At 47.1% G+C, this 26,329-nt stretch carries 23 protein-coding genes, 1 other RNA gene and 1 pseudogene; 4 read left to right on the plus strand and 21 right to left on the minus strand.

Annotated elements, in window-relative coordinates:
- Positions 1-31 precede the first annotated feature (31 nt).
- The 9 genes from POF51_RS24380 to POF51_RS24420 all read right to left on the minus strand — a co-directional run bounded on the left by POF51_RS24380 (position 32) and on the right by POF51_RS24420 (position 9,726).
- Positions 32-898 (minus strand): universal stress protein, encoded by an 867-nt coding sequence (locus POF51_RS24380; RefSeq protein ID WP_069852451.1) that lies wholly within the window; start codon positions 896-898, stop codon positions 32-34.
- Between the two features lie 163 nt (positions 899-1,061).
- A complete protein-coding gene (locus tag POF51_RS24385) occupies positions 1,062-2,123 on the minus strand; it encodes an HD-GYP domain-containing protein (RefSeq protein ID WP_069852284.1) in 1,062 nt (353 codons plus the stop codon).
- Between the two features lie 121 nt (positions 2,124-2,244).
- Positions 2,245-3,102, minus strand: coding sequence for a patatin-like phospholipase family protein (locus POF51_RS24390; RefSeq protein ID WP_271756260.1), 858 nt, complete (start codon positions 3,100-3,102; stop codon positions 2,245-2,247).
- Between the two features lie 110 nt (positions 3,103-3,212).
- On the minus strand, positions 3,213-3,524 hold the full coding sequence (locus POF51_RS24395) for a hypothetical protein (RefSeq protein WP_271756261.1): 312 nt from the start codon (positions 3,522-3,524) through the stop codon (positions 3,213-3,215).
- A 47-nt stretch (positions 3,525-3,571) separates the two neighbouring features.
- The gene (locus POF51_RS24400) at positions 3,572-5,134 is read right to left on the minus strand and encodes a solute symporter family protein (protein WP_442869612.1); all 1,563 of its coding nucleotides are present in this window, start codon (positions 5,132-5,134) and stop codon (positions 3,572-3,574) included.
- Positions 5,135-5,222: 88 nt separating this feature from the next.
- Positions 5,223-6,749, minus strand: a complete 1,527-nt coding sequence (locus POF51_RS24405; protein WP_017247859.1) for a solute symporter family protein — start codon at positions 6,747-6,749, stop codon at positions 5,223-5,225.
- Positions 6,749-7,096, minus strand: a complete 348-nt coding sequence (locus tag POF51_RS24410) for a DUF485 domain-containing protein (RefSeq protein WP_017247858.1) — start codon at positions 7,094-7,096, stop codon at positions 6,749-6,751. The genes POF51_RS24405 and POF51_RS24410 overlap by 1 nt, the downstream gene beginning before the upstream one ends.
- A gap of 150 nt (positions 7,097-7,246) precedes the next feature.
- The gene (locus POF51_RS24415; protein ID WP_271756263.1) at positions 7,247-7,975 is read right to left on the minus strand and encodes a LytR/AlgR family response regulator transcription factor; all 729 of its coding nucleotides are present in this window, start codon (positions 7,973-7,975) and stop codon (positions 7,247-7,249) included.
- Positions 7,975-9,726 carry a LytS/YhcK type 5TM receptor domain-containing protein gene (locus tag POF51_RS24420; RefSeq protein WP_271756264.1) on the minus strand — a complete coding sequence of 584 codons (1,752 nt, stop codon included), beginning with the start codon at positions 9,724-9,726 and terminating at the stop codon, positions 7,975-7,977. The genes POF51_RS24415 and POF51_RS24420 overlap by 1 nt, the downstream gene beginning before the upstream one ends.
- A gap of 131 nt (positions 9,727-9,857) precedes the next feature.
- On the opposite strand from POF51_RS24420, the gene asnB reads away from it, so the two are divergent.
- Positions 9,858-11,705: an asparagine synthase (glutamine-hydrolyzing) gene (asnB, locus tag POF51_RS24425; RefSeq protein ID WP_271756265.1), complete on the plus strand. Its 1,848-nt coding sequence runs from the start codon at positions 9,858-9,860 to the stop codon at positions 11,703-11,705.
- Positions 11,706-11,757: 52 nt separating this feature from the next.
- On the opposite strand, the gene POF51_RS24430 is transcribed toward asnB, so the two are convergent.
- Positions 11,758-12,294, minus strand: a complete 537-nt coding sequence (locus POF51_RS24430) for a hypothetical protein (protein ID WP_083261742.1) — start codon at positions 12,292-12,294, stop codon at positions 11,758-11,760.
- A gap of 207 nt (positions 12,295-12,501) precedes the next feature.
- On the opposite strand from POF51_RS24430, the gene POF51_RS24435 reads away from it, so the two are divergent.
- Positions 12,502-13,683 (plus strand): NupC/NupG family nucleoside CNT transporter, encoded by a 1,182-nt coding sequence (locus POF51_RS24435; protein ID WP_271756266.1) that lies wholly within the window; start codon positions 12,502-12,504, stop codon positions 13,681-13,683.
- Between the two features lie 169 nt (positions 13,684-13,852).
- Here POF51_RS24435 and POF51_RS24440 read toward each other — a convergent pair whose 3' ends face one another.
- The 9 genes and pseudogenes from POF51_RS24440 to rnpB all read right to left on the minus strand — a co-directional run bounded on the left by POF51_RS24440 (position 13,853) and on the right by rnpB (position 23,693).
- Positions 13,853-14,170 (minus strand): hypothetical protein, encoded by a 318-nt coding sequence (locus POF51_RS24440; protein ID WP_069852305.1) that lies wholly within the window; start codon positions 14,168-14,170, stop codon positions 13,853-13,855.
- Between the two features lie 89 nt (positions 14,171-14,259).
- Entirely contained in the window at positions 14,260-16,302 is a 2,043-nt protein-coding gene (locus POF51_RS24445) for a molybdopterin-containing oxidoreductase family protein (RefSeq protein WP_069852308.1), read from the minus strand.
- A 92-nt stretch (positions 16,303-16,394) separates the two neighbouring features.
- Positions 16,395-16,614: pseudogene (locus POF51_RS24450) on the minus strand (DUF418 domain-containing protein); the annotation flags it as partial.
- A 180-nt stretch (positions 16,615-16,794) separates the two neighbouring features.
- Positions 16,795-17,475, minus strand: a complete 681-nt coding sequence (locus tag POF51_RS24455) for a hypothetical protein (protein ID WP_069852311.1) — start codon at positions 17,473-17,475, stop codon at positions 16,795-16,797.
- Positions 17,476-17,651: 176 nt separating this feature from the next.
- Positions 17,652-18,194 (minus strand): ankyrin repeat domain-containing protein, encoded by a 543-nt coding sequence (locus POF51_RS24460; protein WP_244521838.1) that lies wholly within the window; start codon positions 18,192-18,194, stop codon positions 17,652-17,654.
- A 236-nt stretch (positions 18,195-18,430) separates the two neighbouring features.
- The gene (locus POF51_RS24465; protein ID WP_069852316.1) at positions 18,431-18,916 is read right to left on the minus strand and encodes a MarR family transcriptional regulator; all 486 of its coding nucleotides are present in this window, start codon (positions 18,914-18,916) and stop codon (positions 18,431-18,433) included.
- Between the two features lie 97 nt (positions 18,917-19,013).
- Positions 19,014-20,525 carry a monooxygenase gene (locus POF51_RS24470; protein ID WP_069852318.1) on the minus strand — a complete coding sequence of 504 codons (1,512 nt, stop codon included), beginning with the start codon at positions 20,523-20,525 and terminating at the stop codon, positions 19,014-19,016.
- 163 nt (positions 20,526-20,688) lie between these two features.
- Positions 20,689-23,025 carry an S-layer homology domain-containing protein gene (locus POF51_RS24475; RefSeq protein ID WP_069852320.1) on the minus strand — a complete coding sequence of 779 codons (2,337 nt, stop codon included), beginning with the start codon at positions 23,023-23,025 and terminating at the stop codon, positions 20,689-20,691.
- A 279-nt stretch (positions 23,026-23,304) separates the two neighbouring features.
- Positions 23,305-23,693, minus strand: an RNA gene (gene rnpB, locus POF51_RS24480) — RNase P RNA component class B.
- A 116-nt stretch (positions 23,694-23,809) separates the two neighbouring features.
- On the opposite strand from rnpB, the gene POF51_RS24485 reads away from it, so the two are divergent.
- Positions 23,810-24,118 carry an iron-sulfur cluster biosynthesis family protein gene (locus POF51_RS24485; protein ID WP_069852323.1) on the plus strand — a complete coding sequence of 103 codons (309 nt, stop codon included), beginning with the start codon at positions 23,810-23,812 and terminating at the stop codon, positions 24,116-24,118.
- 13 nt (positions 24,119-24,131) lie between these two features.
- The gene (locus POF51_RS24490; protein WP_007724325.1) at positions 24,132-24,665 is read left to right on the plus strand and encodes a gamma carbonic anhydrase; all 534 of its coding nucleotides are present in this window, start codon (positions 24,132-24,134) and stop codon (positions 24,663-24,665) included.
- A 54-nt stretch (positions 24,666-24,719) separates the two neighbouring features.
- Here POF51_RS24490 and POF51_RS24495 read toward each other — a convergent pair whose 3' ends face one another.
- The gene (locus tag POF51_RS24495) at positions 24,720-25,391 is read right to left on the minus strand and encodes a class I SAM-dependent methyltransferase (protein ID WP_069852326.1); all 672 of its coding nucleotides are present in this window, start codon (positions 25,389-25,391) and stop codon (positions 24,720-24,722) included.
- A 238-nt stretch (positions 25,392-25,629) separates the two neighbouring features.
- The gene (locus POF51_RS24500) at positions 25,630-26,313 is read right to left on the minus strand and encodes a DUF1385 domain-containing protein (protein WP_069852328.1); all 684 of its coding nucleotides are present in this window, start codon (positions 26,311-26,313) and stop codon (positions 25,630-25,632) included.
- Between the last annotated feature and the right edge of the window lie 16 nt (positions 26,314-26,329).

Here is a 26,329-nt window from a genome sequence, read left to right on the forward strand (position 1 = left end):
CCACCAAGCGGACAGCTTTTTCTAAAAAATGCTATGTTTTCACAATGAGGAGTGGTGTTTTCGTACGATGAATCGTTTTAAAGGTAACACTACCAAGCAGCGTACCTGCAACTGCACCTTGGCCATGATGACCGAGCACAACCAGTCCAGCGTCGATTTCTTCAGCTGTCTGGCGGATCACAGTAGCTGGATCTCCAACCACGACCTTGCTTTCAAAAGGGAGCGATGCAGCTTCAAGCATCTCCTCGCAAGGTTTTAACGTTTCACGTCCCCAACCTTCGAGTGTATTCATGTTATCCCAGCCTACGCCATATACACCTGCGTATGTGACTGGTGGGATGACAACGGACAAGAGTGTAAACGATACATCCGGGAGGTGCTGCCCCATCTCGACGGCTTTTTTCGCAGCTTCCATCGAATGATCGGAGCCATCTACTGCAATGAGTACTTTATTCCAAGGGAAGCGGCTCTCATCTGTCTCCTCCGCAATGAGGAAGACCGGAACTTTGACATCGTGGAGTGTCGGATAGCTGACACTTTGCAACAGGAAGCCTGTAATGCGGCCGTAGCCATGTGTTCCCATTACGATGGCAGCATAGTCATTCGCAGCGTGCTTTGCAATGACTTCATGCGGCTCTCCGAACTCAATCTCCAGTTCATACGTAATACCTGCTTCTTCTACGATCGACAGGAATTTTTTGAGATCATCTCTTGCTTCATCCAATTGATAATCTTCTACAACATCTCGTCCCAACCTTCTGACAACATTGCGTGAAGGGAACGGTGAAATGGCATGAAGCAATGTGATATCATGCTTATTTTTGGCGTAGGCCAGCGCGAAGCGGACCGCCTGAATGGACTGCGCTGAGAAATCGACAGGGACTAGAATACGGGACATAATGACACGTCCTTCCTCTTTTTCATCTGGCAAATGTGGTGTAGCTCTATGTATCCATCTGCCTTGAGTCCATTGTAGCCCTGTGAGCCCTACGTGTATGTAGGGGTTTTCCCTGATCTTGGTAGGGATATTCCCTGATAGGGAGTCCTATTCTTTCAATGCCCTAGTCCATGACAGCTGTGATAAAAATAGTAGGCTTTTCACTCAAATCAATGTCCGTGATCTCATGATCATCCACCATCCGCCGATTCGCCTGCTGGTCTCTTCGAATGACCCGAACGACTGGGCGCGAAGGTAAGCCTCTATTTTGGTCAATGATCACACCGATCTCTCCTGTCGACAGCTTCAGCGAGGTTCCTGTCGGGTACATAGCAATCGAGCGCAAAAAGTGAATGACCATTTTATGATCAAAACGTTTCTCCGCGAGCCCCATAACTTTTTCGCAAGCCTCATACGCAGGCAACGTCTCTTCTTCCTCTGAAAAAGGAGAGATGAGATTATCGTAGTAGTTACAAATCGCAACAATCTTGGCGAAATCATGAATCTCATCGCCAGTCAGGCCTCGTGGCTGCCCACTACCATCTACCCATTCATGATGCTGCAAAGGAACGTGAGCGGAGACAATGCTCATCTCATGTTTTTTTCGCAACAGATCAAAGCCCAGCCACGTATGATGATTGGTCTTGCTGTTCTTTTTGTAGGCTGGGGCTTCCTTGTCGACTGACAGCTTTCCAATGTCATGCAAGAGTGCTCCGATGGCGAGCTCTTTTAGTTGAGCCGTATTATAGCCTAATCCTACGCCCATTACTGTTGCCATCATGCACACATTCAAGGAATGAATGTACATAGCGTTGTCGGTCGTGCGAATCTCTCCCAGATTCAAGAGCACGCGACGATTTCTCAAGGTTTCGTCTATGATACTTCCCACTGATTTTTGAATGCCGCGAACATCAAAATTTTTTCCAGACTGCACACACGAAATCGTTTGCGACAGATTGCGGATGGCGTCCTTCCGAGTGGTCTCCGTGACGACCTCTTGCTCTTTCACTTCATCGAGCAGCGGGTCTTTGATACTTAACATCGTGACGCCAAACCGACGCAATTTATTAATCATTCCGACTGTCAGCTGGACACCTGCATGCAAGAGCGTTAAGCCTTCACTTGTATAAATGCTTCGAGCCAAAACATCTCCTGGCTCTACTAGGTCTACATTCACATATTTCATGGGGTCTTTCCTCCTGATTCCATCCTCCCCTGATGCTTCTTCCCTATCTTCGCTTTGAAAAAACCTGTTTCGCATGATTTTGCCGAAAAAACATCCGTAATACCAGATGCCTTCTCATTTTTCACCTGTTCCTGCCAAGACCAAGCCATGTACAAAGTCCAGAAAATTGGGTACGAGCATCCTGGTAGCCTTGTCTGTAATAATGCTCCAGCTTCTCCTCTTGACGTTCAAAACCTCGTAGAAAGGTACCCACTGGTGGTGCGATGACAAACGCTTTGCCTTCCTTCTGCATCTCTTTGACCTGCTCAATCGTCTCGTAATAGATACGAAAATGACGAATGAAAGCTTGGCACAAGCGCGTACTTCTGGAAAAAAGACGCTCGATACGCCATAGCTGGCGCATCCACTCACCTGGCGGAGAAGAAGAAGTAAGCACAATAATATGCTTTTGATTACCATCAAGCATGGACCTCATGAAAGGGACCGGATGCACGATGCCACCATCCCATAGCTTACGTCCGTTGATCGTAACCTGGGGTGATAGAAACGGAAGACTGCACGAAGCCCGAATCACATGGAAAATATCCTCACAGTCGTCTTTCGTAAAGTAAACGGCTTCTCCTGACCCGCAATCCGTTGTGACGACGACAAACTTTTCCTTCGCTTCGCGAAACCGATCAAAGGCGAACGGCTCCAACTTGTTGGGCATCTCATTGAAAATAAAATCCATGCCAAACAACGAGCGCTTCGTGATCAAATTTTTATAGTGAAAGTAGCGGGGATCGCGAATGTATTTCGTATGATAAATCTTGCCCAATCCGCTCTGCCTCGCCAAGTATGCCGCTCCATTGCACGCACCTGCTGACACGGCAATCACATACGGGATGTATAGCTCCTGCTCCATGAAGTAATCCAGAACGCCAGCGGTATAAATCCCACGGCTTCCCCCTCCCTGCAAAACGAGCCCGACCTTTTCCATACCAATCACCCATTTTGATTTCGTTTACCCGTAGTATGAATGGTTGCCCAATGAAACATGCAGGGCGGGATCGTGCCAATCAAAAAACGACCCTCAAAAGGGGTCGCCACTCAATCGTCTTTTTTCATCATGCTGTACTGATCACGGACCATCGCTACATTTTCCTCTTGCTGCGTCAACTCCAGCTTATAGAGGATATCGGCAAGCACCACGGCATAGATCAAGGTTAATTCCCCGGTATTGACCGGCTCTCGAAAGTAGCTCCCGATCATTTCATAGCCTTTGCGCTTATAGGATTCGGTCTCTTCCTCTTCCAGTGCTTCACATAGCTCTCCAATCAGATCATCCAGTGCCAGCCTTGCGCGCTCATAGACATCTGGCTGGTCATGTGATAAAACGTCAGACTCTTTCCTCGTACCCACTTACCCCCGCCTCCTTCTACTCCTAGAGTGGGGCACGCGAAGAGGCTTTATGCAGATTCTTGTTCTGGTTTCTTCGCAGGTGGAACTCGAATTCCCGTCAACGCCTGAAACAGTACGCGTTGATACTTCATCTCAGCATCAGGATCAGGCCGATCCAGTAGTGTTCCGAGCACAGCTCCTAAAAAGCCGAGTGGTATGGAGAACAATCCAGGATTCGTCAGTGGAAAAAGTGGCTCCACACGGATAAGTCCGGTGAGGGGATGCATAACAGTCGGTCCTAAAATGACCAGTACCACTGATGCCGTTAACCCAGTCAGGACGCCACAAATGGCTCCTCGCACGGTAAACCGCTTCCAATACAACGTAAACAACAGCAGTGGCAAATTGGAAGATGCTGCTACAGCAAACGTCAGCGCAACGAGAATTGCCACGTTCATTTTTTCTGCACCGATAGCCAACCAAATGGAGATCACGCCCACTGCCACTGACGAAAGCTTTGCCATGGTGACCTGTTCTTTTTCCGATGCCACCCCTCGTCTGATCAGATGACTGTAGACGTCATGCGCAAACGCAGAAGAGGCGGAGAGCACGAGTCCTGTCACGACTGCTAATATCGTCGCGAAGGCAACGGCTGCAATGTACGCCATCAAAAACTCTCCACCGAGAGCATCCGCCAAGAGCGTGACGGTCAGATTCCCCCCGAAGCCCACATTTTTCAATGCCTCGTAGCCTACAAACGTGCTCGCCCCGAAGCCGAGAAAAATCGTCATCAAATAAAAAGCTCCGATGACCCACGTAGCGGTGTAAATCGAATTACGCGTCGTCTTTGCGTCCTTGACTGTGAATAACCGGGAGATAATATGGGGGAGTCCGGCGGTACCGAGAAGCAAAGCCAGATGCAGGGAGATCGTTTCCAGCGGATCATGAAGTTGATTACCCGGCTGTAAGAACTGTTCCTGAAGAGGTGTAATCGTACTCACATGTGAAAACATTTCGGAGAAGCTCCAATCAAAACGGGCAAACACGATCAGACTTAGGATCAATGTCCCTGTCAGGAGCAAAATCGCTTTAATAATCTGAACCCACGAGGTCGCCACCATCCCGCCGAACACAACGTAAAATGTCATCAGGCTCCCGACAACGAGGACAGCCGTATCGTAACGCACTCCCAATAAATAATGAATGAGGGCACCTGCCCCAACTAATTGCGCCAGCATGTAAAAAATCGTAATTAATAGAGTTGTACAGGCAACAACGCCACGCAGCCAAAGACTGTCAAACCTGACGGCAATTGCGTCTGCCAACGTATAGCGTCCCAAATTATGCAACGGCTCCGCAACTAAAAACAAAATAATCAGATAAGAGACGAAAAAGCCGATCGCATACACGAACCCGTCAAAGCCGTACATCGCAATCGTTCCTGCAATCCCCAAAAACGAGGCAGCACTCATGTAATCGCCTGCAATGGCAATGCCATTTTGTAACCCGTTCAAGCGATTTCCTGCTGCATAAAAGTCTTTCGTAGTCCCCGTCTGTTTGGCAGCCGAATAAGTGATCGCCATCGTTCCGATAATGACGGCAAGGAAAAAGATGATCGTCGTCACGGACAATACCTCTCCCTTCTTGCAAAAATGAAAAAAGACCAGGGGTTAACCCCAGCCTTCTTTTCGTGGCATGAGCTTCCTTCGTTTACTGTTTCTACGCTGAATCTTTCATTCCTGTATTCGCTTTCACCAAAATTTCATCGTACTTCTTATCATCACGGGAGCTGGACAACAAGGTTCCGATCCATGCTGCCAAAAACCCTAAAGGGATCGAGACAATGCCCGGATTCGGCAACGGGAACAGCGCTTCGCCGACCAAAATGGCTTTTCCAGCTACAGGATTCCAAACGTTCGGACTCAACGCAACCAGAATGAGAGAGCTGAACAAACCGACGAGCATCCCGCTGATTGCTCCTGCCGTATTGAACCTTTTCCAGAAGATCGTGAACAAAATCACTGGTAGATTTGCACTCGCCGCTACTGCGAAAGCCAGCGCAACAAGGAAAGCCACGTTCAGATTTTGCGCAAACAAGGCAAGCAAGATGGAGACAATCGAGACACCGACTGACGCCCATTTGGCCATCTTCATTTGCTCCTTTTCTGTTGCTTTTCCTTGTCGTAATACGTGTCCGTAAAAGTCATGCGCAAAGGCAGAAGCGGCAGTCAGCACCAGCCCAGCCACTACCGCGAGAATGGTAGCGAAAGCAACCGCCGATACGAAGGCAAACAAGAAGTTACCACCTAGTGCTTGCGCTAGCAGTGGAGCTCCCATGTTACCTGCGGGGTCCATATTCCCCGCTCCTACAAACGCTGCCGCTCCGAAGCCGAGGAAGATCGTCATGACATAGAAAGCACCAATGATCCACGTCGCGTACACAACTGATTTGCGAGCTGTCGTCGCATCTTTTACGGTGAAGAAACGAATCAAAATATGCGGCAATCCAGCTGTTCCGAGCACAAGCGCGAGATTCAGTGAAAGGGTATCTAGCCCCACTTTAAACTTGTTGCCAGGATTGAGGAATTGTTCTCCCAATGGGGTCACCGTCTTCATTTGCTCGAACATTTTCAAGAGATTAAAATCGAATTTGGCAAAAACCATCATAGAGATGATGAATGTCCCGACCATCAACAAAACCGCTTTGACGATCTGCACCCACGAGGTTGCCGTCATCCCGCCGAAGACGACGTAGATCGTCATCAATGCCCCTACGATCAATACGGAGGTCGTGTAATCCAGCCCCAATAGCAGCTTGATCAAGGCCCCTGCTCCGACCAATTGCGCGATCATATAAAAAATCGAGATCGCAATCGAATTGAGAGCGGCAACACCACGAACCTTTTTATTGTCAAAACGCGCGGCTATCATATCTGCCATCGTGTATTTTCCTAAATTACGCAAAGGCTCTGCTACCAAGTAGAGCACAACGAGATACGCGACAAGAAAGCCGATACTGTAGAAAAAGCCATCAAACCCACTCAACGCAATCATCCCGGCAATTCCCAGGAAGGAAGCAGCGGACATATAATCTCCCGCAATCGCGAGGCCGTTTTGCCAACCCGTCAAGCCTCCTCCAGCGGTATAAAACTCACTAGTCGTGTTCGTCTTTTTCGAAGCGTAAAAGGTGATGACAAGTGTCAAAAGAACAATGCCGAGAAAGAGTAAAAATGCAGTAACGTTCATTAGCCCCTTCCACCTGCCTCTTGTTTGATTTTCTCAACGAGTTGATCAAACTGCTCTGCCCGCCTGGTGTACAGAATACAGAGACCCCATGTCATAACGAACTGAGCAAAGGCAAATACCCACGCCCACGAAATGGCTCCAAACGCTGGTTGGTTCAGTACGGTGAAGTAAGAGGTTAAAATCGGAAGGGTAAAGTAAAACACGAAGAAAAAAATAGAAGATGGCAAAATAAACGCTTTTTTTCTTCTTAAGAGCTCTTTGAAAGTGGCTGACTGAATCACTTTTGCATAATCAACAGCATCCTTCTTTTGATCCTCGGCTTTTTTTGCCGAAGCGGATTTGCCCATGGGAACCTCCCCCTCATCTACAAAAATGTAAGCGCTTCCTACATTGTAGAGAATCCTTTTCTAACCGTGTGTTTTTCTGCGTAAGATGTCGGGGAGAGTGTGTCAGTGGCAGATTTTTAGCCACGATCTGCAAACGATTGATCATCAGGCTTACTCCTCAAGACGTTTGAGCAAATCCTTGGCAGAGGTCCGAGATACGGGAATACGCGGTCTTCCTTCTCCCTTCAAAATCAGGTTGTAAGCACCGTTGAACCATGGTTCGAGCTCGCTCACAAATTGAAGATTGACCAAATAGCTCTTGTGAGTACGGAAAAAGTCGTATGCGAAAAGCTTATCCGCCAGTTGTGTCAGGGTCATCCGCGTCGAGTACGTTGCCGTTTGGGTGACGATTTGCACATATCGCTCCTCCCGCACTGCATATACAATCGTCGCTGGATCAATAACTACTAATCTGCTATTGTCTTCTACCAACAGCTTGGTTCGTTTTGTCTGGACAGGCTCTACTTTCGGTTTGACCAGACGCTCGCGTATCCGTTGCATCGTTTCTACCAGGCGCTTGGGCTCCGTAGGCTTCAACAAATAATCGACGGCGTACAGCTTAAACGCATCGATGGCAAATTCCTCGTACGCGGTACAAAAAACGATGAGGGGATGCTGCTTGCGTGATGCGAGCATTCTTGCTGCCTGCGCTCCTTCTAGCTCAGGCATTTTCATATCCAGGAAGACGACATCCGGTTCGTGCACATCGACCATTTCCAACAGCTCTCGCCCGTTGGTGGCATAGGGCAACAATTCTACGTCTCCTTCTTGTAGCAATAAATAGCTCAGTTCTTCGCGTGCTAGTCGCTCGTCTTCTGCAATCATGACGCGTATTGGCATCAGGCACTCACCTCTGTTGTCATTGGAATGGTAAAGGTAATCGTACTGCCGCCTTCTTTTTTATTGGCAAAATGAAGTTGGGCCTCTTGTCCGCACAAGCTGATCAGACGTTGGTTGACATTATGAATGCCAATTCCGTTGCCCTCCTTACTCTCCATTGGCACCTTTCCCAGAACTGGCAGCAAGTTGTCGGGAAAGCCTTCGCCATTATCTTCGATTTGAAAAACAACGTGCACATCCTGCCGTTTCACATGGAGTATGATCTCACCGCCGTTCGTGATGTCGCGAACACCATGCTGAATGCAATTCTCAAATAACGGCTGCAACGTACCAGGAGGAATAAGAGCTTCCTCTACCCCCGCATCAATGATCGTGCGAACGGCGAATTGCTCGGAAAATCTGATTTTGATAATTTCCAAATAAGCATGTAGGTGATCCAACTCCTGTCTCACAGTGACAAGCGGACTCGCTGTGAGCTTCAGGTTGAATCGCATGAACACACCAAGCTGAATGGTCATATGCCGGGCTAGCTGCGGATCAATTCGTATCAAGGTCACAATTGAATTCAATGTGTTGAACAAAAAGTGAGGATGAATCTGTGCCTGTAGCATCCGCAACTCTGCATCCTTCATTAAACCTTTCATTTGCTCCGTGAGAGATAGGGTCAATTGATTGGAGATCAGGTTGCCAAGCCCTTTAGCTAGTGCTTCCTGGACTTTTCCTATTTGTTGCGGCCTCCGATAATAGAGTTTGATCAGACCGACGACGCTGTCCCCTTCTTTAATCGGCACGAGAATCGCTGCATGCAGGTTACAATTTTTGCGTTTGCACCCTACGCTCTCTCGCGTGAATCCCTTATCGATTCCGCCGCTATACAGAGCCCGCTTATCGAGCTCACTATTGAGTGCTTCTCCCGGATGATGATGATCTGCCCCCACTCCAACGTGCGCAAGAAGCTGTTCTCGATCGGTTACCGCAACGGCTGCTGCTTTCGTTTCTTTTTGTAAGACGAGGGCTGCTGACTGAGCCGTTTGCGGGGTAAGCCCCCTTTTCAGGTGTGGCAAAATTCTTTCCGCTATCGTAAAGGAACGCTCCGCCTCAATGGCAGCCGAACGTTCTGCCTCTTGCAAGGCAACCCGTATCATCGTCGTAAAAATCGCAATCGAAACACTGTTCGTCAGCACCATCGGAATCCCAATCACGTTAACCATGGTTCGCGCCAACTCGGGCGGAGCTGCCATGATCAATAAAAGCGACATCTGCATAATGGGCGCGAACATGCCGATGAACATGGCTTTGGACGGAGAAATAACCCGCTCCTGTGAGAAAAAACGTGCGACGTATCCTGCCAGCAACCCCGTGATCGGGATCGACAAGCCCATCGGTGCTGCGGCGAATCCTCCCAATTGAAAGACATGAAGCCCAGCAATGACACCTGCCCCCAGGCCAACGAGAGGCCCTCCGAGCAAACCTCCAATGACAACCCCTACCAAAGTAGAATTGGCGATCATTTCGTCATACGACAAACGAAAAATCCAAAAAGCAGGGAGATAGCTCTCCCCTTGCACGACCACTCCTGCATATGTACCTGCAATCCCAAACAATCCGAACATGACCGAAAATGCGATTGACGTCCCTACGTGCAATTCACGGTCTAAAAGCTGGCGAAACAACGGTGTCCTTGTCAAAATAAATGCTAGCGTCAAAAGAATGCCCATTCTTTCAATGAGCAATAACGTGAGATTGTCCACCGTAGCCTCCCTTAGTTTAAATCTTCTATAAATTCCGCATATTACCCTCATTTCCCTGCTGGACAGACAACCTCGCTAGGCTGATTGCATACGCTGTGTGTGCAATGCTTCAGGAGAAGGGTGATCATACCATGTGTGGAATTGTAGGATGGATTGATTGGGAAAAGGACTTATCTGGTGAACGTAATGTGCTGCAAAAAATGACCCAATGCCTCAAGGATCGAGGCCCTGATGCAGAAGACTTTTGGCTGACTCCTCGTGCGGCCCTTGGTCATCGTCGACTTGTGGTCGTAGACCCTGCTGGCGGACAGCAGCCTATGTCTGCTCTCAAAAACGAACATGCCTGCACCATGATTTACAATGGTGAATTGTATAATACCGAGGATTTGCGAGCAGAGCTGCTTGCTTGCGGACATACCTTTCAATCTCACTCGGATACGGAGGTACTTTTGCACACGTATTTGGAGTGGGGCCCAGACTGTCTGTCAAAGCTAAACGGTATCTTTGCATTTGCGATCTGGGACGAACGCGAACAAAGATTGTTTGTCGGCCGTGACCGGATGGGGGTTAAGCCGCTGTTTTATGCGCAAAGAGGCAGTTCATTTCTGCTCGCCTCCGAGCTAAAAGCCTTGCTTGCTCACCCCGAAGTCAAACCAGAGCTCTCTCGTGAAGGCTTGGCGGAGGTTTTCGGAATCAGTCCCGCTCGTACGCCTGGCCATGGTGTTTTTCACAACGTACACGAGGTTCGGCCCGGCTCCTATCTGTTGGTAACGCGTGATAGCCTCAAGCAAAAACGTTACTGGCAGCTCGAAAGCCATCCACATACGGATGACCTGGCGACAACTGCTGAACGTGTCAGGGAGTTAGTCACGGATTCGATTGAACGCCAATTAGTTGCGGATGTTCCCGTATCGACCCTCTTGTCAGGTGGGTTAGACTCGAGCATTATTACAGCTGTTGCGGCAGATCATTTTCAAAAAACAGGCCGCGGAACCCTGCACAGCTACTCCATTGATTACGTAGACAACCGAAAGCATTTCAAGGCGAGTGCTTTTCAACCAAATGAGGATGAACCTTATGTGCAACTCGTTACAAAGTTTCTCGGAACCCAGCATCACACGATTGAGTTCGACACAGACGATTTGATTGAATCCCTGAAAACAGCGACACTCGCCCGCGACTTGCCGGGGATGGCTGATGTGGATGCGTCCCTCTACCTGTTTTGCCGCGAAATAAAAAAAGAGACGACCGTCGTCCTCTCTGGAGAATGCGCAGATGAAGTATTTGGCGGGTATCCGTGGTTTCATCGTGAGGAACTGCTGAATGCCGGAACGTTCCCTTGGTCGAGAGCGACGAAAGAACGTGCTTCCTGGCTATCACCTGATCTTCGTGATTGGGTCAAACCTGAGGAATACGTTGCCATGCGATATGAGGAATCTCTCGATGAAGTCCCCCATCTCCCAGGCGAAGACCCTCTCGAAGCTCGCCGACGGGAAATGTTTTATTTGAATATTACGTGGTTCATGAACACACTGTTGGATCGCAAAGACCGAATGAGTATGGCGGCCAGTCTGGAAGCGCGCGTCCCGTTCTGTGACCACCGCATCGTGGAATACGTCTGGAACATCCCATGGGATATGAAGACGCACGGGAATCGGGAAAAAGGAATTTTGCGAAAAGCTATGGAAGGAATCTTGCCTGATGAGGTTTTGTATCGCAAGAAAAGCCCGTACCCGAAAACACATAATCCCGCCTATACGGAAGCCGTTCGCTCTTGGCTGCTGGATATAGTAAACGACTCTTCCTCTCCACTGCTTCAACTGGTAGATGTTCCAACGATTCGAAAAATTGCCGAGTCAGATGCACAGGCTTCGAGCATTCCGTTTTTCGGTCAGCTCATGAGTACACCTCAGTTGTTCGCCTATCTCGGCCAGCTGGATTATTGGCTGCGGGAGTACCGTGTTTCCATTCGAACCTAAATACAAAAAGCTCCTCGCCCCTTATGATTCAGGGGAATTGAGGAGCTTTTCGTTACTTTTTGGTTCTTCCCCGTTGCTTGGTTCTAGGTGCCGATTGTGGTTTCGGGTTGAGGGGAATGGTAGCAAGTGATTGATATCTCAGATCAAACTGCTCGCCTGAGCGTTTCATGATCGTGAACGTTTTGGTTGCGCCGACTCGGATCAAACGGTAGTCCACTCTTGTTTTTCTCCCTCCCCCGCTCAGTATCGCAGCTACGGTCCGATGATCCGGCAGATTCACTTTTATCTGCAACGACAACACAGTTGCAGGAAAAGGTGGGATTTCACGATAAGGAACACAGAGCTTACCTTTTAGTATCCGCAAATGGAGATTCCGAATCATCACTTCCGTCAATTGCTTTCCCCAATACCGGCGGAAAATACGGGAGATTTTTCGTTTAGTGTTGTATTTTTCGGGCAATGGCGTGTAATCCACACCGTTTACGGTATAAACAGGCTTTCCTCTCGGCGAATTCGCGATCTGAGTCCAGACATGCTCTGCTGAAGTGATAAACTGCTTGAGCCTCTGCAACTCATCCAAGGATTTCACCTCCTCCATAAACCGTATGGTGGTGGGCTTATGCTAGTACGCCCGATTTCAGCGTTCTAAACACAATGGACAATAATTCTGAACATACATATAAATTGCAATCATATTATCGAGATGATAGAATATAAACCGCTTTCACTTCTCTTGTCGGGGAGTGCGTTTTTTTGCCTTTTAAGTTTAGCACTATTTAATTTCTTGGAGGTTGTAATGAATTTCATCATTCCCATCGCTGGCTTACTCATCGTGATTGGGTTAGCATTATTAGGGAGCAATGGACGTAAACAGGTCAAATACAAACCGATCATCGTCATGATTGCTCTGCAATTTTTGCTTGCCTTTCTTCTTCTGCACACCAAGTTTGGGTTTATATTCGTTTCAGCCATTTCCAAATCGTTTGAAAAGCTTCTTGCCTTTGCTGCGGAAGGAATCAATTTCGTATTTGGTAATCTGGCAAACGACAGACAAATGTCCTTTTTCCTTGGTGTATTGCTCCCAATCGTCTTCATTTCCGTCCTCATCGGTATTTTGCGACACTTCAAGATTTTGCCGATTATCATGAAGGCAATTGGCTTTGTACTGAGCAAAATCAACGGCATGGGTAGACTGGAGTCATACAACGCTGTCGCTTCCGCTATTGTCGGCCAAAATGAAGTTTTCATCACTGTAAAAAAACAGCTCGGTTCCTTGCCAGAGCATCGTCTGTATACGCTGTGCGCATCAGCCATGTCTACTGTTTCGATGTCGATTGTCGGTGCGTACATGACGATGATTGAGCCGAAGTACGTCGTCACGGCCCTGTTCTTGAATCTGTTTGGCGGCTTTATTATCGCTTCGATCATCAACCCTTATACAGTGAACGAAGAAGAAGATTTACTGGAGATTCAAAGCAATGAAAAGCAGTCCTTTTTCGAGATGCTCGTCGAGTACATCATGGACGGCTTTAAGGTAGCAGTAGTCGTGGGCGCAATGCTGCTCGGTTTTGTTGCCTTGATCGCGGCTGTGAATAGCTTGTTCGGCATGATTTTCGGCTGGACGTTCCAAGAAATGCTCGGCTTCGTCTTCGCTCCTTTTGCCATCCTGATGGGCATTCCTTTTGCGGAAGCGATGACTGCTGGTAGTATCATGGCGACGAAGCTCGTAACGAACGAGTTTGTAGCGATGATCGAGCTGGGCAAAGTCGTATCTGAACTGAGTCCACGTACAGTAGGAATTCTCTCTGTCTTCCTCGTTTCGTTCGCGAACTTCTCCTCCATCGGCATTATCGCTGGTGCGGTGAAAGGTCTGAATGAGAAACAATCCAATGTAGTCGCTCGCTTTGGGTTGAAGCTGTTGTTTGGTGCCACGCTGGTTAGTCTTTTGTCTGGTGTCGTCGTCAGCTTTGTCCTGTAAGTGATATGAGAAAGTGTCCCTCTGCCATGTGCAGTAGGGACACTTTTTTTTATGGTTTGTTTGGCGCTTCTAAAATTTCATAGTGGAGCTGGTTAATGAAACTGAGAACCTTTTCAAAGTAACGAATACTCTAAGGCTTTCTGAGACTCTTGTAATTTATTAGATTTATCTAATTCAGGTTGGGGGTCATAAACTCCTCAGCTACCCTAATATCTTTTGAAAGTAGTAATTCTGGATATTTTCTGTCCACTCTCTTTATGCATTCGATAAAATCCTGACTGTTAACTCTTGCTGAGATATCCTCAAAAATTTCACTAAGCCAATACGCTTCTTGCTCTGTGCAAGTATCGAAGAACTCGATGGTTTCTAGAACATTGGCACTCAGTATTTCAGTCAACTTTCCCCAAAATTCATATACTCTCGGATCATTCAGGTGAAGTTCTGAACGTTCTTTAATCAGTCGCTTTATTTGATTGGAATCAAGCATAAGGAAACTTTCTCCCCTGTTAGTGTTCCGCTACATTCACGAAAAAATGGAGCAGCGAGTGCCCTGCTACAGTCGGGCACTCGCTGCTTTTATCGAATAATCTTTTCCACATCAACCCGTCCAGAGAAAAACGTCGCGCCTCCGCCCATATCCGCGATTCGGTCCGGTGTGAGGGCATTTACATAATGCTTCGGACCTTCGTTGTCTGCCCATAAGCCTTGGCTCACGACGACACCCGAGAGAACATTTTCACCCACAGCCGCCACGAGCTCGCACTCTCCCCGCTCATTCCATATGCGGACCGTATCTCCATCACAAATGTCTAGAGCACCAGCATCCGCCACATTCATGTGTAAACGAGGTATTTTTTCCATCTTCTTATGTTTTTCATTATTCGAGAACGTGGAGTTCAAATAATTGTGATTGGGCCCTGGGACAAATAAATACGGGAAATCCCCATCATTCACCAATGGCGTGTACGTAGGTAATGGGGGCAGCCCTCGTTTTGCCATTGCTTGCGAGTAAAGCTCAATTTTTCCACTTGGGGTGGGAAGGTGTTCCAAAAAGAAAGGTTCCAGATTTGCTTTGGCATATTGCTTTTCTACCAAAGTTTCAAACGTGATTCCTTCCAAATGAGGATTGCCGTGCCCCTCTAACGCCTGTCTGACCATCTCTGTATCGCTGTCTTGAAAAGCAGGTTCGTCATACCCCATGGCAGCAGCCAGCAAGCGGAAAACATCCGTGTTGGACTTGCTCTCTCCAAATGGGGCGATCACCGGCTGCTGAAGTTGAATGTAATGATGCCAATACGACGTGTAAAAATCAGTATTTTCATAAGAAGATGTCGCTGGCAAAACGATATCCGCATAAAGAGCCGTCTCCGTCAAAAATAAGTCATGTACGACCGTAAACAAGTCCTCTCTTGCCAAGCCTTGCCGCACTTTGTTTCCCTCCGGTGCGACAATGGCTGGATTACTCGTATAGACGAAGAGCGATTTCACCGGTGGATCTGTATCAAGCAACGCCTTTCCAAGTTCATTCATGTTGATGACTCTCGTCTGTTTATTTGCCAGCAAATCTGGTCGCTGCACGGCAAGCTTGTTGTGCTCCAGGAAACCTTTATTCCCTTTATTGGCCCCACCGCCTTTGACAAGCCACTGCCCTGTCAGGGCCGGAAGACAAGCAATCGTCCTTACACACATTCCACCATTGTCGTGATGCTGAATGCCATTTCCAATGCGAACAAAGGAGGGGGATGTGGTGCCATACATTCTCGCCAATTTGTAAATATCGTCGATAGGGACACCCGTTATGGCTGATACGGTAGCAGGATCGTACGTCTGTACATGCTCCCTGAGCTCTTCATGTCCTACCGTATACTTTTCCATAAAGGTTGAATCTACCAAGTTTTCAGCAAAAAGCACATGCATGATACCCAAAGCCAAAGCCGTGTCTGTTCCGGGTAAAATCGGGATAAACCAATCAGCCCATCGACCTGTCTGATTTTTATGGACATCAATCACGACGATTTTCGCCCCATTTTTTCGAGCCTGTTCCGCAAACACCACTTGATGCATGTTGGTGCTAACCGTATTGATCCCCCACATGATGAACAGCTTGGTATGAACGGTGTCTTCCGGATCTGTTCCAAAGGCTCCGCCCATCGTGTAGCTGTACCCTACAGCCCCTGCACTGTTGCATATCGTACGGTCAAGTTGACTAGCCCCCATACGATGGAAAAAACGGCGATCCATTCCTTCCACACTAATCCGGCCCATGTTTCCGTAAAAGCTATAAGGCAAAATGCTCTCGGGACCGTCTGAGTCGATCAAGGCACGCCAGCGTTCGGTTATGGTAGTGATGGCTTCCTCCCAACTGATTCGAACAAACTCCCCACTCCCTTTTTTGCCAATACGCTTCAACGGATGGGTGAGTCTCTTGGGATCGTAAATGCGCTCTGTCATGTTGCGGACTTTGTTGCAAATATTCCCCTTCGTCACCGGATGATTCGGGTCCCCTTCAATTTTGACGATTTTCCCCTCTTTTTTATGAAGGAGCAATCCACATTGGTCCGGGCAATCAAGTGAACAGACTGCTGGAAAAACACCGTTTTCCTGGGTCGTATAAGTCATGGAGGTTCCCTCTTTCTCATAACAGTAACTAGCTTTTATACGCTATTATAATCGATTGAAAAAAGAAGGTACTACCCCTGCTGAATGAGAAGTTACTGATTTTTATTTTTATATACCAATCGTCTCATTGCGATTTCTAATGGGCCGTTCAACTTATGTTTTTCTAAAATCGTGGCCAATAGCAGAGAAAGCATCCAATTACCCACGGCAATCAAAGCAGCAATCCCGTTACTAACATGGTCCCCCTAAATCAAGTGCTACTGGTGACAAGAAAAGAACAAGCATCGCTTCATTCCATACAAAGAAGGTTAATTTACAAAACACTTTTGAATGTAAGGAATGTGTAGACTTATTTTATTATGATCTTCCTGTTGTCTAAAAAAACTATTCCGAAAAGTTACCTTTTCGGAATAGTTTAATGTCTTATCGAGGGATCAATATAGGTCGCCCACAGTTAACGATTGTATAAAAGTACAGCGACACAAATTTACGCTATCTTCTTGGATACGACTGCGGTGCGAGTCGTTGTTGATCCTTTTTTACAGGAGGTACATACGGTTCAATAGTCACTGGAATACCAAGTCTCTGTTTGTGTTCGTCCAACGTCGGAGTATCAGGATATATGTTGCCTTGAGTAATTTTGAATGGTTCTTCGAATTTTCCCCTATACGGATTATATTGGAGCGGCATATTGTACGACCCAACGCCGTAGCTGCTCGTCGTTGTATAGGTCGTCTCTTCATAATGTATCCTAGTTGGTTCAACTGTAAAGGTCATCTGAACGTCTGGACCATCCGATTGTCTCGATGATTTGGAAGGCTTTTTGACCGTTTTCTTTGGTTGCTTTTTTGATGCCGTCTGTACGGGCTTTGTCGATGACTGCTTTTTCGCTTCTGTGCCAGGCATGCTTGCTACCAACTCTGATGGGGTTGACTGAACTACTGGTTGTTCAACCGGATACGCCGATACATTGGTTGGCCTCGTCCCTTGATTGGCTAAATCCATAACCGGAGTGGAAACTGACAAATGCGAAGCCGAAGCCGTTTGCGGTGCTTTTTGGACGCTTTTCGCGTTTTTCTGATCGGCTTTTACTTCCTTAATCAACGTTGGCCACAGGTATGCATTGAAACCTAGCAACGCTACCATAAGCGTGATTCCTGCTACTTTTTTCATTATCACATTCTCCGTTGCTGTTAGATTTGGAGTGTAAAAAGTATGAGAACTATAGAACTATAATATGGAAATTATACGTTATCAGTCTAATGATTTCCAGAATAATAGCCTGAACCCTATTTCTACGCTTTAACAAACGCTGTTCTAATCCTGGATATATGCTTCTAGTAATGCAATCATTTCACGATTCCCCAACATTCTTGCCTCTGCGATTGGGGTCCCCAACTTGGTTGGGTGTTCAGTGGTGATCTAAAGTTCTTATAATTCAAGTCAGGGTCAGCTCCATGCGTAAGTAATTCGTTAACCATGTCATAATTTTTTTGTGCTACTGCTAACATAATCATGGAGTGCTGACCAGACAAAAAATTCGGATTTGCCCCATTTTCTAAAAGGAACCTTGCTCCATCCAGATGGCCATCTGCAACAGAGAAAGTAAGTGCTGTTCTCTTGTAGCCTTCGTCAATTTCCATATACGCATTAGGGTCCATCCCAGCTTCTTCTGAAGGCATATGTTCTTCTGCGATCGCTACAACATTTGCTCCCGGGTCAGTTCTAAGCCTATTCATTTGGTCATAATCGAGATTCATTGATACTTCGGGTTGAAAACGAGTAGGAGTATTAAATGTTGTCTTGTCCACTTGACTTGGCACTTTATGATTAGAATTGGTTACAACATTCATCTCCTGATCTTTAACCGCGTCATAATTAGAGTTTGCCATAAAGCACACTGAAGATCTCCGAACTGCCAGGCTAAAGAAATGTTAATATTTTCTTTTTCATATTCCCCTATTAAACGGCTTGTCGTGGACGACTGATATAATTATTCTTGGTGATAATTATGTTTCTTGAACCTATGTTACTAAATCAACGAGACAAACCGTTTCAGTTGTCAAGAGGCCCCCGAGGCAATGAAAAAGGCCCCATCAGTGTGATGGCGCCCCTTTTGTCTATGATTTTAGAAATCCCAATCCAGCAAGTCCTCCAGCAGTTCGCGGGAAAATGCTAATTGCTCCGGTGTGTATTTATCCAGAAAGCGCATAAATCGCTGTTCAATGTCCTGATGCATCTGGTGATGAATCTTATACAGCTTTTGTCCCTTTGCCGTTAGCCGATAGTACACTTCTTTCTTATTATCAACCAGCTGTTGCCTTTTAATGAAATCAAGCTTCCATAGCTTCTTGCTAATTCGGGTTATGGACCCTTTCGTTAAATTGACTTTTTCCGAAATCGTGGTGACATTGATGGGACCATGATCCCCGATACAGGCAATGAAATGAATTTCGGATAGCGTAAGGTTTAGCTTCATCCCCATCTCGGATTCCAGCATCTGCATCTCTTCTGCCATTCGCGCAGTCAATTTGCTTTCTCGCAGCTCTTGCTGCGTGACTAGCTGAATATAAAGCTGTATGATCCTCTGCTTGGAAAGTTCTGTGCTTTGCATATCATGTCTCCTAGATAACCATCTCCTCTCCATTATACACTGATTGTTTCGAGAAAAACAATTTCATTTTGTTTTACACGAAACAATCCTGTTGCAATCAATCATGTCCGCACCAGTGGATGATTCCTTTCCGAATCGCTTCCATCGGATTAGACTCCTCCTGTGAAACTGCCCATGCGATATATCCATCCGGTCGAATCAACGCTGTATGCACGTCATGCCAATCAGCAGCTCCCTTAGCAAGCGACGCGCGAACTACATGGACATGCTTGTATTTCGACCAATCTAAAGCAGCGTCCAATCGTTCATCCGAGCCAAAATGTAGCAAGAGGAATGAACCAGAATGAAAAAGCTCGTATGCATTCTGGCACTCACCGTTCTCCAGACGCAGATTCAGCTCTGTAAAACGTCGACCGTTCAATACATGCGGCTGCGTCTCTCCATTCGGTTCATACTGGACATTGAACGCAGAGATTTGGGTAGCCAGCCGATAATTTGCCTCGGGTATTTGCAGCAGGGTGGACAGCATATTCCTCAAAGCTATGACGGATGGAGAGAATTCCGAACTACCGAACAGCAGCGATTGCACCTGTGTATTCGTTAGTAATGCGGTATTGATGGGGAAACGCTCAGTATGATAGCTGTCCAATAGCCAATCCGGTGCCCAGCCTTTTAATTGGGCCGCCAGCTTCCAACCTAGGTTGATTGCTTCTTGCAGACCAACGTTCATCCCCTGTCCACCAGCTGGAAAATGAATATGCGCTGCATCTCCCGCCAGGAAAATTCGACCCTCCCGATAACGTTGAGCTTGCAAGGTCGCATTGCCAAAACGAGTCATCCAAAACGGGTCGGAAATTCCCAAATCGTCTCCAAGAATACGCAGTAAACTAGCGCGCAATTCCTCCAATGAAACGGGTTCTTCCTTTGGCACTGCCATTCGCTCCGGATCGATCAGTACCACTCGATGCATCCCTGCTGGCAAGGGTACAATCATGACCATACCATGTTCATTAAAGTAGGAAGGTAATCCTGATTCCGGGGGATTTTTCAAAACAACATCCCCTTGCATTGCCGTAAAAGTCGTATTCTTACCGATAAACGGAATGCCTGCCTGCTTACGGACAATGCTAGCAGCGCCGTCTGCACCGACCACGTATAGTGCCGTCAGCACAGCCTTTCCATTCGGCCCGACAGCCTCAACCTCAACCCCTTGCTGATTTTGGTGTACTGCAACTACCTCCTCTGCCCTGCGTATTTCCACCCCTAGACTTTTCGCCCACTCTTCTAGTACCTTCTCCGTGTCATGTTGGGGAATAATCAGTGTGTAGTTGGAGGAAGAATCTAAGACAGAAAAATCCAAGCGTGTATCAAGTGCTGAAAAATGACCTGTCGTAATCGGCTTTCCTTTATCAAGTAATTTCGCTTTCAACCCGCGCATATCCAGGATTTCCAGTGTGCGTGGATGTAAAGTGAGTGCCCGTGAATAAGGGGTTGTTTCCCTTAAGCGCTCAAACACGCATACCTTCACTTTGGCCAACGCCAGCTCTGCAGCCAGCATCATTCCAACTGGTCCACCGCCAACAATAATCACTTCATAATCGAGTTGCATGAAAACCACTCCTTGTTTTTTGTTTTGCACGAAACAATTTGAATATATCACATCCTCTTTTAATTGAAAATGTTTTTCAATTAAATACTTACTAAAGACTATCCTGACAAATGAAAAAGCGACCCCTTCTCGAATCGAGCAAGAGATCGCCTTTTTTATTTTCTTATCGTTTGGCTACGACAATCACATATACGTGACCTTGATCGTTTGTCCACAAATCCACTTTATCCTTGGAGGAAAGATCGCTTTCTTTCAAGTCATTACCGTTGTAGTATTTGATCTTCGCGTCTTCTGTCATCTTCAAGCTCGTCGATACATCATTGAAGAATACGTATTTGTCTTTGTTCACACGGGATTCAATTCCGACGAAACTCACGTTTTCCTTCGCCAGCTTTCCACTGACGGAAGCAGCAATGACATCGCCGTCACGATCAAGGGTCAATGTCACGTACTCAAATTGATCGACGTCTTCAATCGCATCCTCATCCGTTACATCGTACGTCTTGCCGTTAACCTCTACTTTCGCGGAAGTCACCTTGCCGTCATCGTTTCGAACCTCAACAGAGTCAACCACACCGCTTACTTTCCTAGGCGCACCTGTAACGGCCTTTACTTTGCCAGCGTTATTGAGTGTCAGCGTGTACTCGGTGTCGTTGGATGCTGCATCGCTGTCAATCGTGACGCCGGACAAGAGCTCATACACTTTCCCGTTCACGGTAATTTTGGAACCGGATTTTTTCGTCACGTAGCCTTTTACGGTTTGCTTTTCCAATGTCAGCTCCACAATGTCATTCGTGCCGACGTTGTATTTCCACGTAAGGATACGGTGGTCATTAAACTGATCGGTTTTAATCGTCGTTGGAGATACGGAGCTGCCATCTACAGTCAGCTTCGCATTGGTCAAGATGTCGTAGGTTTTCCCGTCGATTTTCACAGTTGCCAGTTTTCCTGCTTGATATGCGGTTGTGTCTGAGACCAGCTTGTTCGTAGCTGCACCTACCCCCTGCTCTACTTTGATCAGATTTCCATTCTTGTCAAACGTAAGAACTGCAATTTGGCCGCTCGTCAACTCATCCAGTTCATCTACTTCGTCTTCGTCTACGAACAACTCGGTATCTTCATGCACCTCGAAATTAACGCTGCCAACGCGAATCCGGTTTTTGTCTGTATCAACGGTGATAGTATCCGTGAGGCTCAGCTTTGTGTAAACAAGCTCAGATACTTTGCCATCCACGTTGAGTGTCAGCTCGACTAAGTCATCTTTTTCGATGTCAGAGAACGAAGCACTTGTTTCTTTTGCTTCTGGATGCGCCTTGCCTTTGATCGTTGCTTTGGAATCCAGAACATAGGTCGTACCGTCTACTCTTAGCTCATTCTTCGAGTTGGAACCGCTCACGGAAGATACTTTTTCCACAATTCCTTTTGTCGTGTTGTCGCTAATCGTGATGGACTTGATCTTGCCATTGTCGCCGACGACTGCCACAAACTTTTGGCCGATGTGAGAACGGCTTACATTTACGCCATCTTCTACTTCCAAAACGACTTCTCTTCCATTGACGATTGCCTTGAATTTCTTCTCATCACCTACAGCCGTTGTAAAATTAAGGCCAGTCTTCACGATTCCTTCGACGATTTCGGAGTCAGAAGTAACAACGGTGAGGAACGCCACTCGGCCGTTTTTCGCAATGTATTCCACCTGCGCGCCTACGACCAGATTGCCGTATACTTGCGCGGAATCAGCTATTTCGATTTCTTTGTTTTGTCCGACTAGTTTCAGCTTTTTGTCAGACTTGTCATACGAAGCAACTGCGCCCTTTACTACTGGCAACTTTTGAATGGTTCCTTTTGCATTGCCATCTTTGTCATAGTAAGCGCCGCTTGCGTATACTGGTGTTTCCATGAACTTATCTGTATACTTTGCCACAATATCACGTGGAGCTGCTGCTGTCGGTGTTTCTTTTGCATCGTAAATACCAGCTCTGTCTGCTTCCAGTAAGTACGGGATGTACCACTCGCTTGAAGCTGATGGACGAACGTCGATCTTCAAGCCTTGAACGTATACGGTCAGTGCTTCCGCAATTTTTACGTTGTTGTTAGGTTTGAATGTACCATCCGGATAGCCCTTGATGATGCCTTGCGATACGGCTAGATTGATATAGCCTGTCGCCCAGTGATCTGCAGGCAGGTCTTTAAAGGCTGTCTTTCCTTGCAAGAGCTTTGCTTGTGCATCTGTGTACCCGAGTGCCAACACCGCAACTTTGGCGAACTCCGCTCTCGTCACTTCTTTATTCGGCTTGAACGTGCCATCGGTATACCCTTTTAACACACCAGCATAATTCAATGTCAGAATCGCATCTTTATTTACGTTTCCTCCGATATCGGAGAATGGCAGTGCCGTAGCAGCCAATCCGGTACCCGGCAACGCAAGCGATCCAGCCAGAACAGCTGTCGCCAATAATTTTTTGAAATCCTTACTTGCTCGATTCTTTTCTTTTTGCAAAATAAACCCCTCCATCAATGTAACAGTTTTATCAGTTCATTCTCTCCAGCAGACACTCCCATTTGAAGAAATGATGGAATTGTCCGCAGTAGAACTGTTTTCTTCTGCCGAATGCTCTTTTTAGACGACAAGATTTCCGAAAAAGTTTCAGAGCTTGTTCACGGTAAATCATTCCACTGTTCTTCAAACATGGATAGGTAGCGGGTTCACGATATTTCGCAGAACGTAAAAAAACCACCTGAGATCTCAGGTGGTTTTACATTTCATTCCAGCAGGAAATGCTATAAGCCAGGTTCTGTCTCTCCCGTGCTTCAAGCGGGGCAATCCCTCGCACCAAGAGTGGTAGCCATCTATCTATGGCATCCGAAGATACCATCCGTCCTTTCCGTTTGATTCCTTCAGGACGGTTCCCCTACCTAATTTGGGTTTCTCGCTCGCAGGGTTTACCGCGTTCCATCTTTTCTGTCGCCAGAAAAGCTACGTTTCTGTGGCACTTTCAGCGTACTCGGGCCTCAGAGAGAGCCCTTTCCACGCCGTCAGCAAGGCTTGCACCTCACTGCCCTGGCTTGCACCAGGTACGAACACTCCAGGCATCTCAGCCTGGGCGAGCCTGGACTTTCCTCTACCGCCAATCGTCGAAACGATTACGGCAGCGACTACCCACATTTCCTGCACATCAGAATCAGTAACATCTACTCTATCACATGCCTCATACATGGTCAACAAGCAGGATTTGGAAGCTCCATTTGTAGTACAATAGAAATGGCTACAAGGAGGTAGGACGATGATAACCATTACTCCAACTGCGGCAGTACGTCTTGCACAAATGATCGCGGAAGAAGCGGATGCTGAACAGCTCGGAATCAGACTCGTCCCGACTACGACGGGTTGTGGTAGCTATACATATAGCATCGCCATTACGGAAGCGGACAAACACGATATTGTCCAAGATATTAGTGGGATTCATTTCTTTTATCAAACGCATGAGATAGACAAGCTCTCCGGGACAGTCATCGACTGCGATCCTGCAACTGGCCGCTTCTCCATTTTCCATCCGCGCCCGATGCAAACAGATTGCTCGCTTACTCATTGATTAGGAGGTTACTATGCTGCTCTTATCATTTGAAAACATCAAACCAAAGATTCACCCTACTGTTTTCCTGGCAAAAGGCTCCGTCGTTTCTGGCGATGTCGAAATCGGTGAGGATTCTTCTATTTGGTATAACACCGTGATCCGCGGGGACATCGCTCCAACTGTCATTGGAAAACGCGTCAGTGTGCAAGACAACAGCACCCTGCATCAAAGTCCGAACAACCCGTTGATCCTCGAAGACGAGGTGACCGTTGGACATAATGCCGTTCTACATAGCTGCGTGGTACGACGCGGTGCATTGATTGGAATGGGTGCGATTGTTCTGGATCGTGCGGAAATCGGGGAAGAAGCCATGGTTGCTGCGGGTGCACTCGTTCCTCCAGGCATGAAGGTGCCACCTCGCTCGCTTGTTGTCGGCAATCCAGCGAAAGTAAAACGCGAACTTAATGAGGCAGACTTGAAAGAATTCGTACGCATTCGCCAATCGTATGTAGATAAAGGAAAGATGTATCGCCAACTGGAAGAAAGCCCGCTAGAACGGGAATAGGAAAAGGAACAGGGAGGTCGAAGGCGCACATGCACCTTCTATTCTCCCTGTTTTTTATGATTTACGAATTTCCAAATAATGCGTAGCGCCCACTAAAAACCGAAAGTTCGTCGGTTCCAGACTGGCTGTGTGGCCGAACCGTCGTATCTCTTCCATGAGCTGTGGCAGCTTGCTATATGGTTTGCGATCCAATCCGATTAACGGATAGAGTCTGATTCGACCGCCAGGCTGACAAATGCGCAGCAATTCTTTGATCGCGTTCAAGTGAAATTGCTCATCGAACTGTTGCTGGTACAAAAACAAGAAGTGACTGCCAAGCACCAGTGAAAAGTGATCGTCTGCAAAAGGCAATTCCGGCAGCAAGCCTGCGACGTATCTTTTACCGATGCCTTCATCGGCACGATACGCGGCAATGAATTGCTCCAGTGACCTTTCTCTGTTTTGATGATGCTGGCCAAGCGAGCCGTAATATTCCCAATGAAGGGTGTGTACGATACCAGCCAGCTTTTGCGTCGATTCCTCGATCTCTCGCTTCCCCTTCGTATAAATCTCTTCTGGCTTCATTTCATAAAGCGGATCGACTGCGATTGCCTCTCGTCCATGTTGGCATGCCTCCGCTGTAAAGGAGGACGCTCCTGCACCGACATCCAGGATCGGTCCCATCGCCAAGATTTCGTCTGAAAGTGAAAACATATCCACATACTCTTGATAGGAACGACATGTCATTGCCACTCCCACTTGCTCGTATACCCCTACATCCTGTTCTTTTCTGTTCTTTTCTTTTCTTTTCTTTTCTCATCTCGTCTCGGCTCTCCTCATCTCATATTCCTCGATCCCTTTTCAAAGGAAATGGGATGAGTTGAGCAAATATTACCAAAATACTTTTCAGGATTCAATGTCACAACCAACCTGCGCATGGAACAAAAAAAAGCGGCGTATCCATAGTGGAAACACCGCTTTTTCCTTACGAAGCATTCTGCAAACGATCCACTTCGCGAATGTGCTCAAATAGCATATACGAGCGGATCGCTGTCTCTAAATGAAGCTGATCCGGTTCTTTGGTCGTGCTGTATTTTTGAAAGAAAGCCGATAGCTTGTAAAGAAAACCGAAATATTTACGCACGTAGCGATCCCCGAGCATGCCTACAAGCAGTCCCACTACCCCACATGCGACACTCCATTCTAAAGGTAAAAAGAATACGGACAAAATGAACCCCGTAAAAAACCACACGACCAGATTCGTCGAGCAACCGTCATTCACGATATCTGCCCGTTGAATCTCTTTCAGTGCTGCTAGCGACTTCTTACCGCCATAGCTAAACACTTTATGTTCCGCACCGTGAAATTTTTTCATCATTCTCGGAAAAACGAAGTGAAAGCCTGCGATGTATACAGCTACCCACATCGGATCGATGATGGCCCAGTCAGGCTTCACGATCGCTGCCAGTACATAACCAGCAAGGAGGAGGTGAAACAATTGATAGTACCACGGAAAGGAGAAAAATATTCGATACCAGAGCTTCCCAATCGTTTTCAATGTGATTTTTTCCGCCCACATATGAATCACGCCGTCTTTTACTTCCGCGCAAGCCAGCACATTTCGATCATGAAAAAGCACACCGCGTCCAAAAGACATCCCCATAATCATCTCGTTAGCTATTCTC

Origin of the sequence: Brevibacillus sp. AG (assembly GCF_028369215.1) — a bacterium.
Lineage (GTDB): Bacteria > Bacillota > Bacilli > Brevibacillales > Brevibacillaceae > Brevibacillus > Brevibacillus porteri.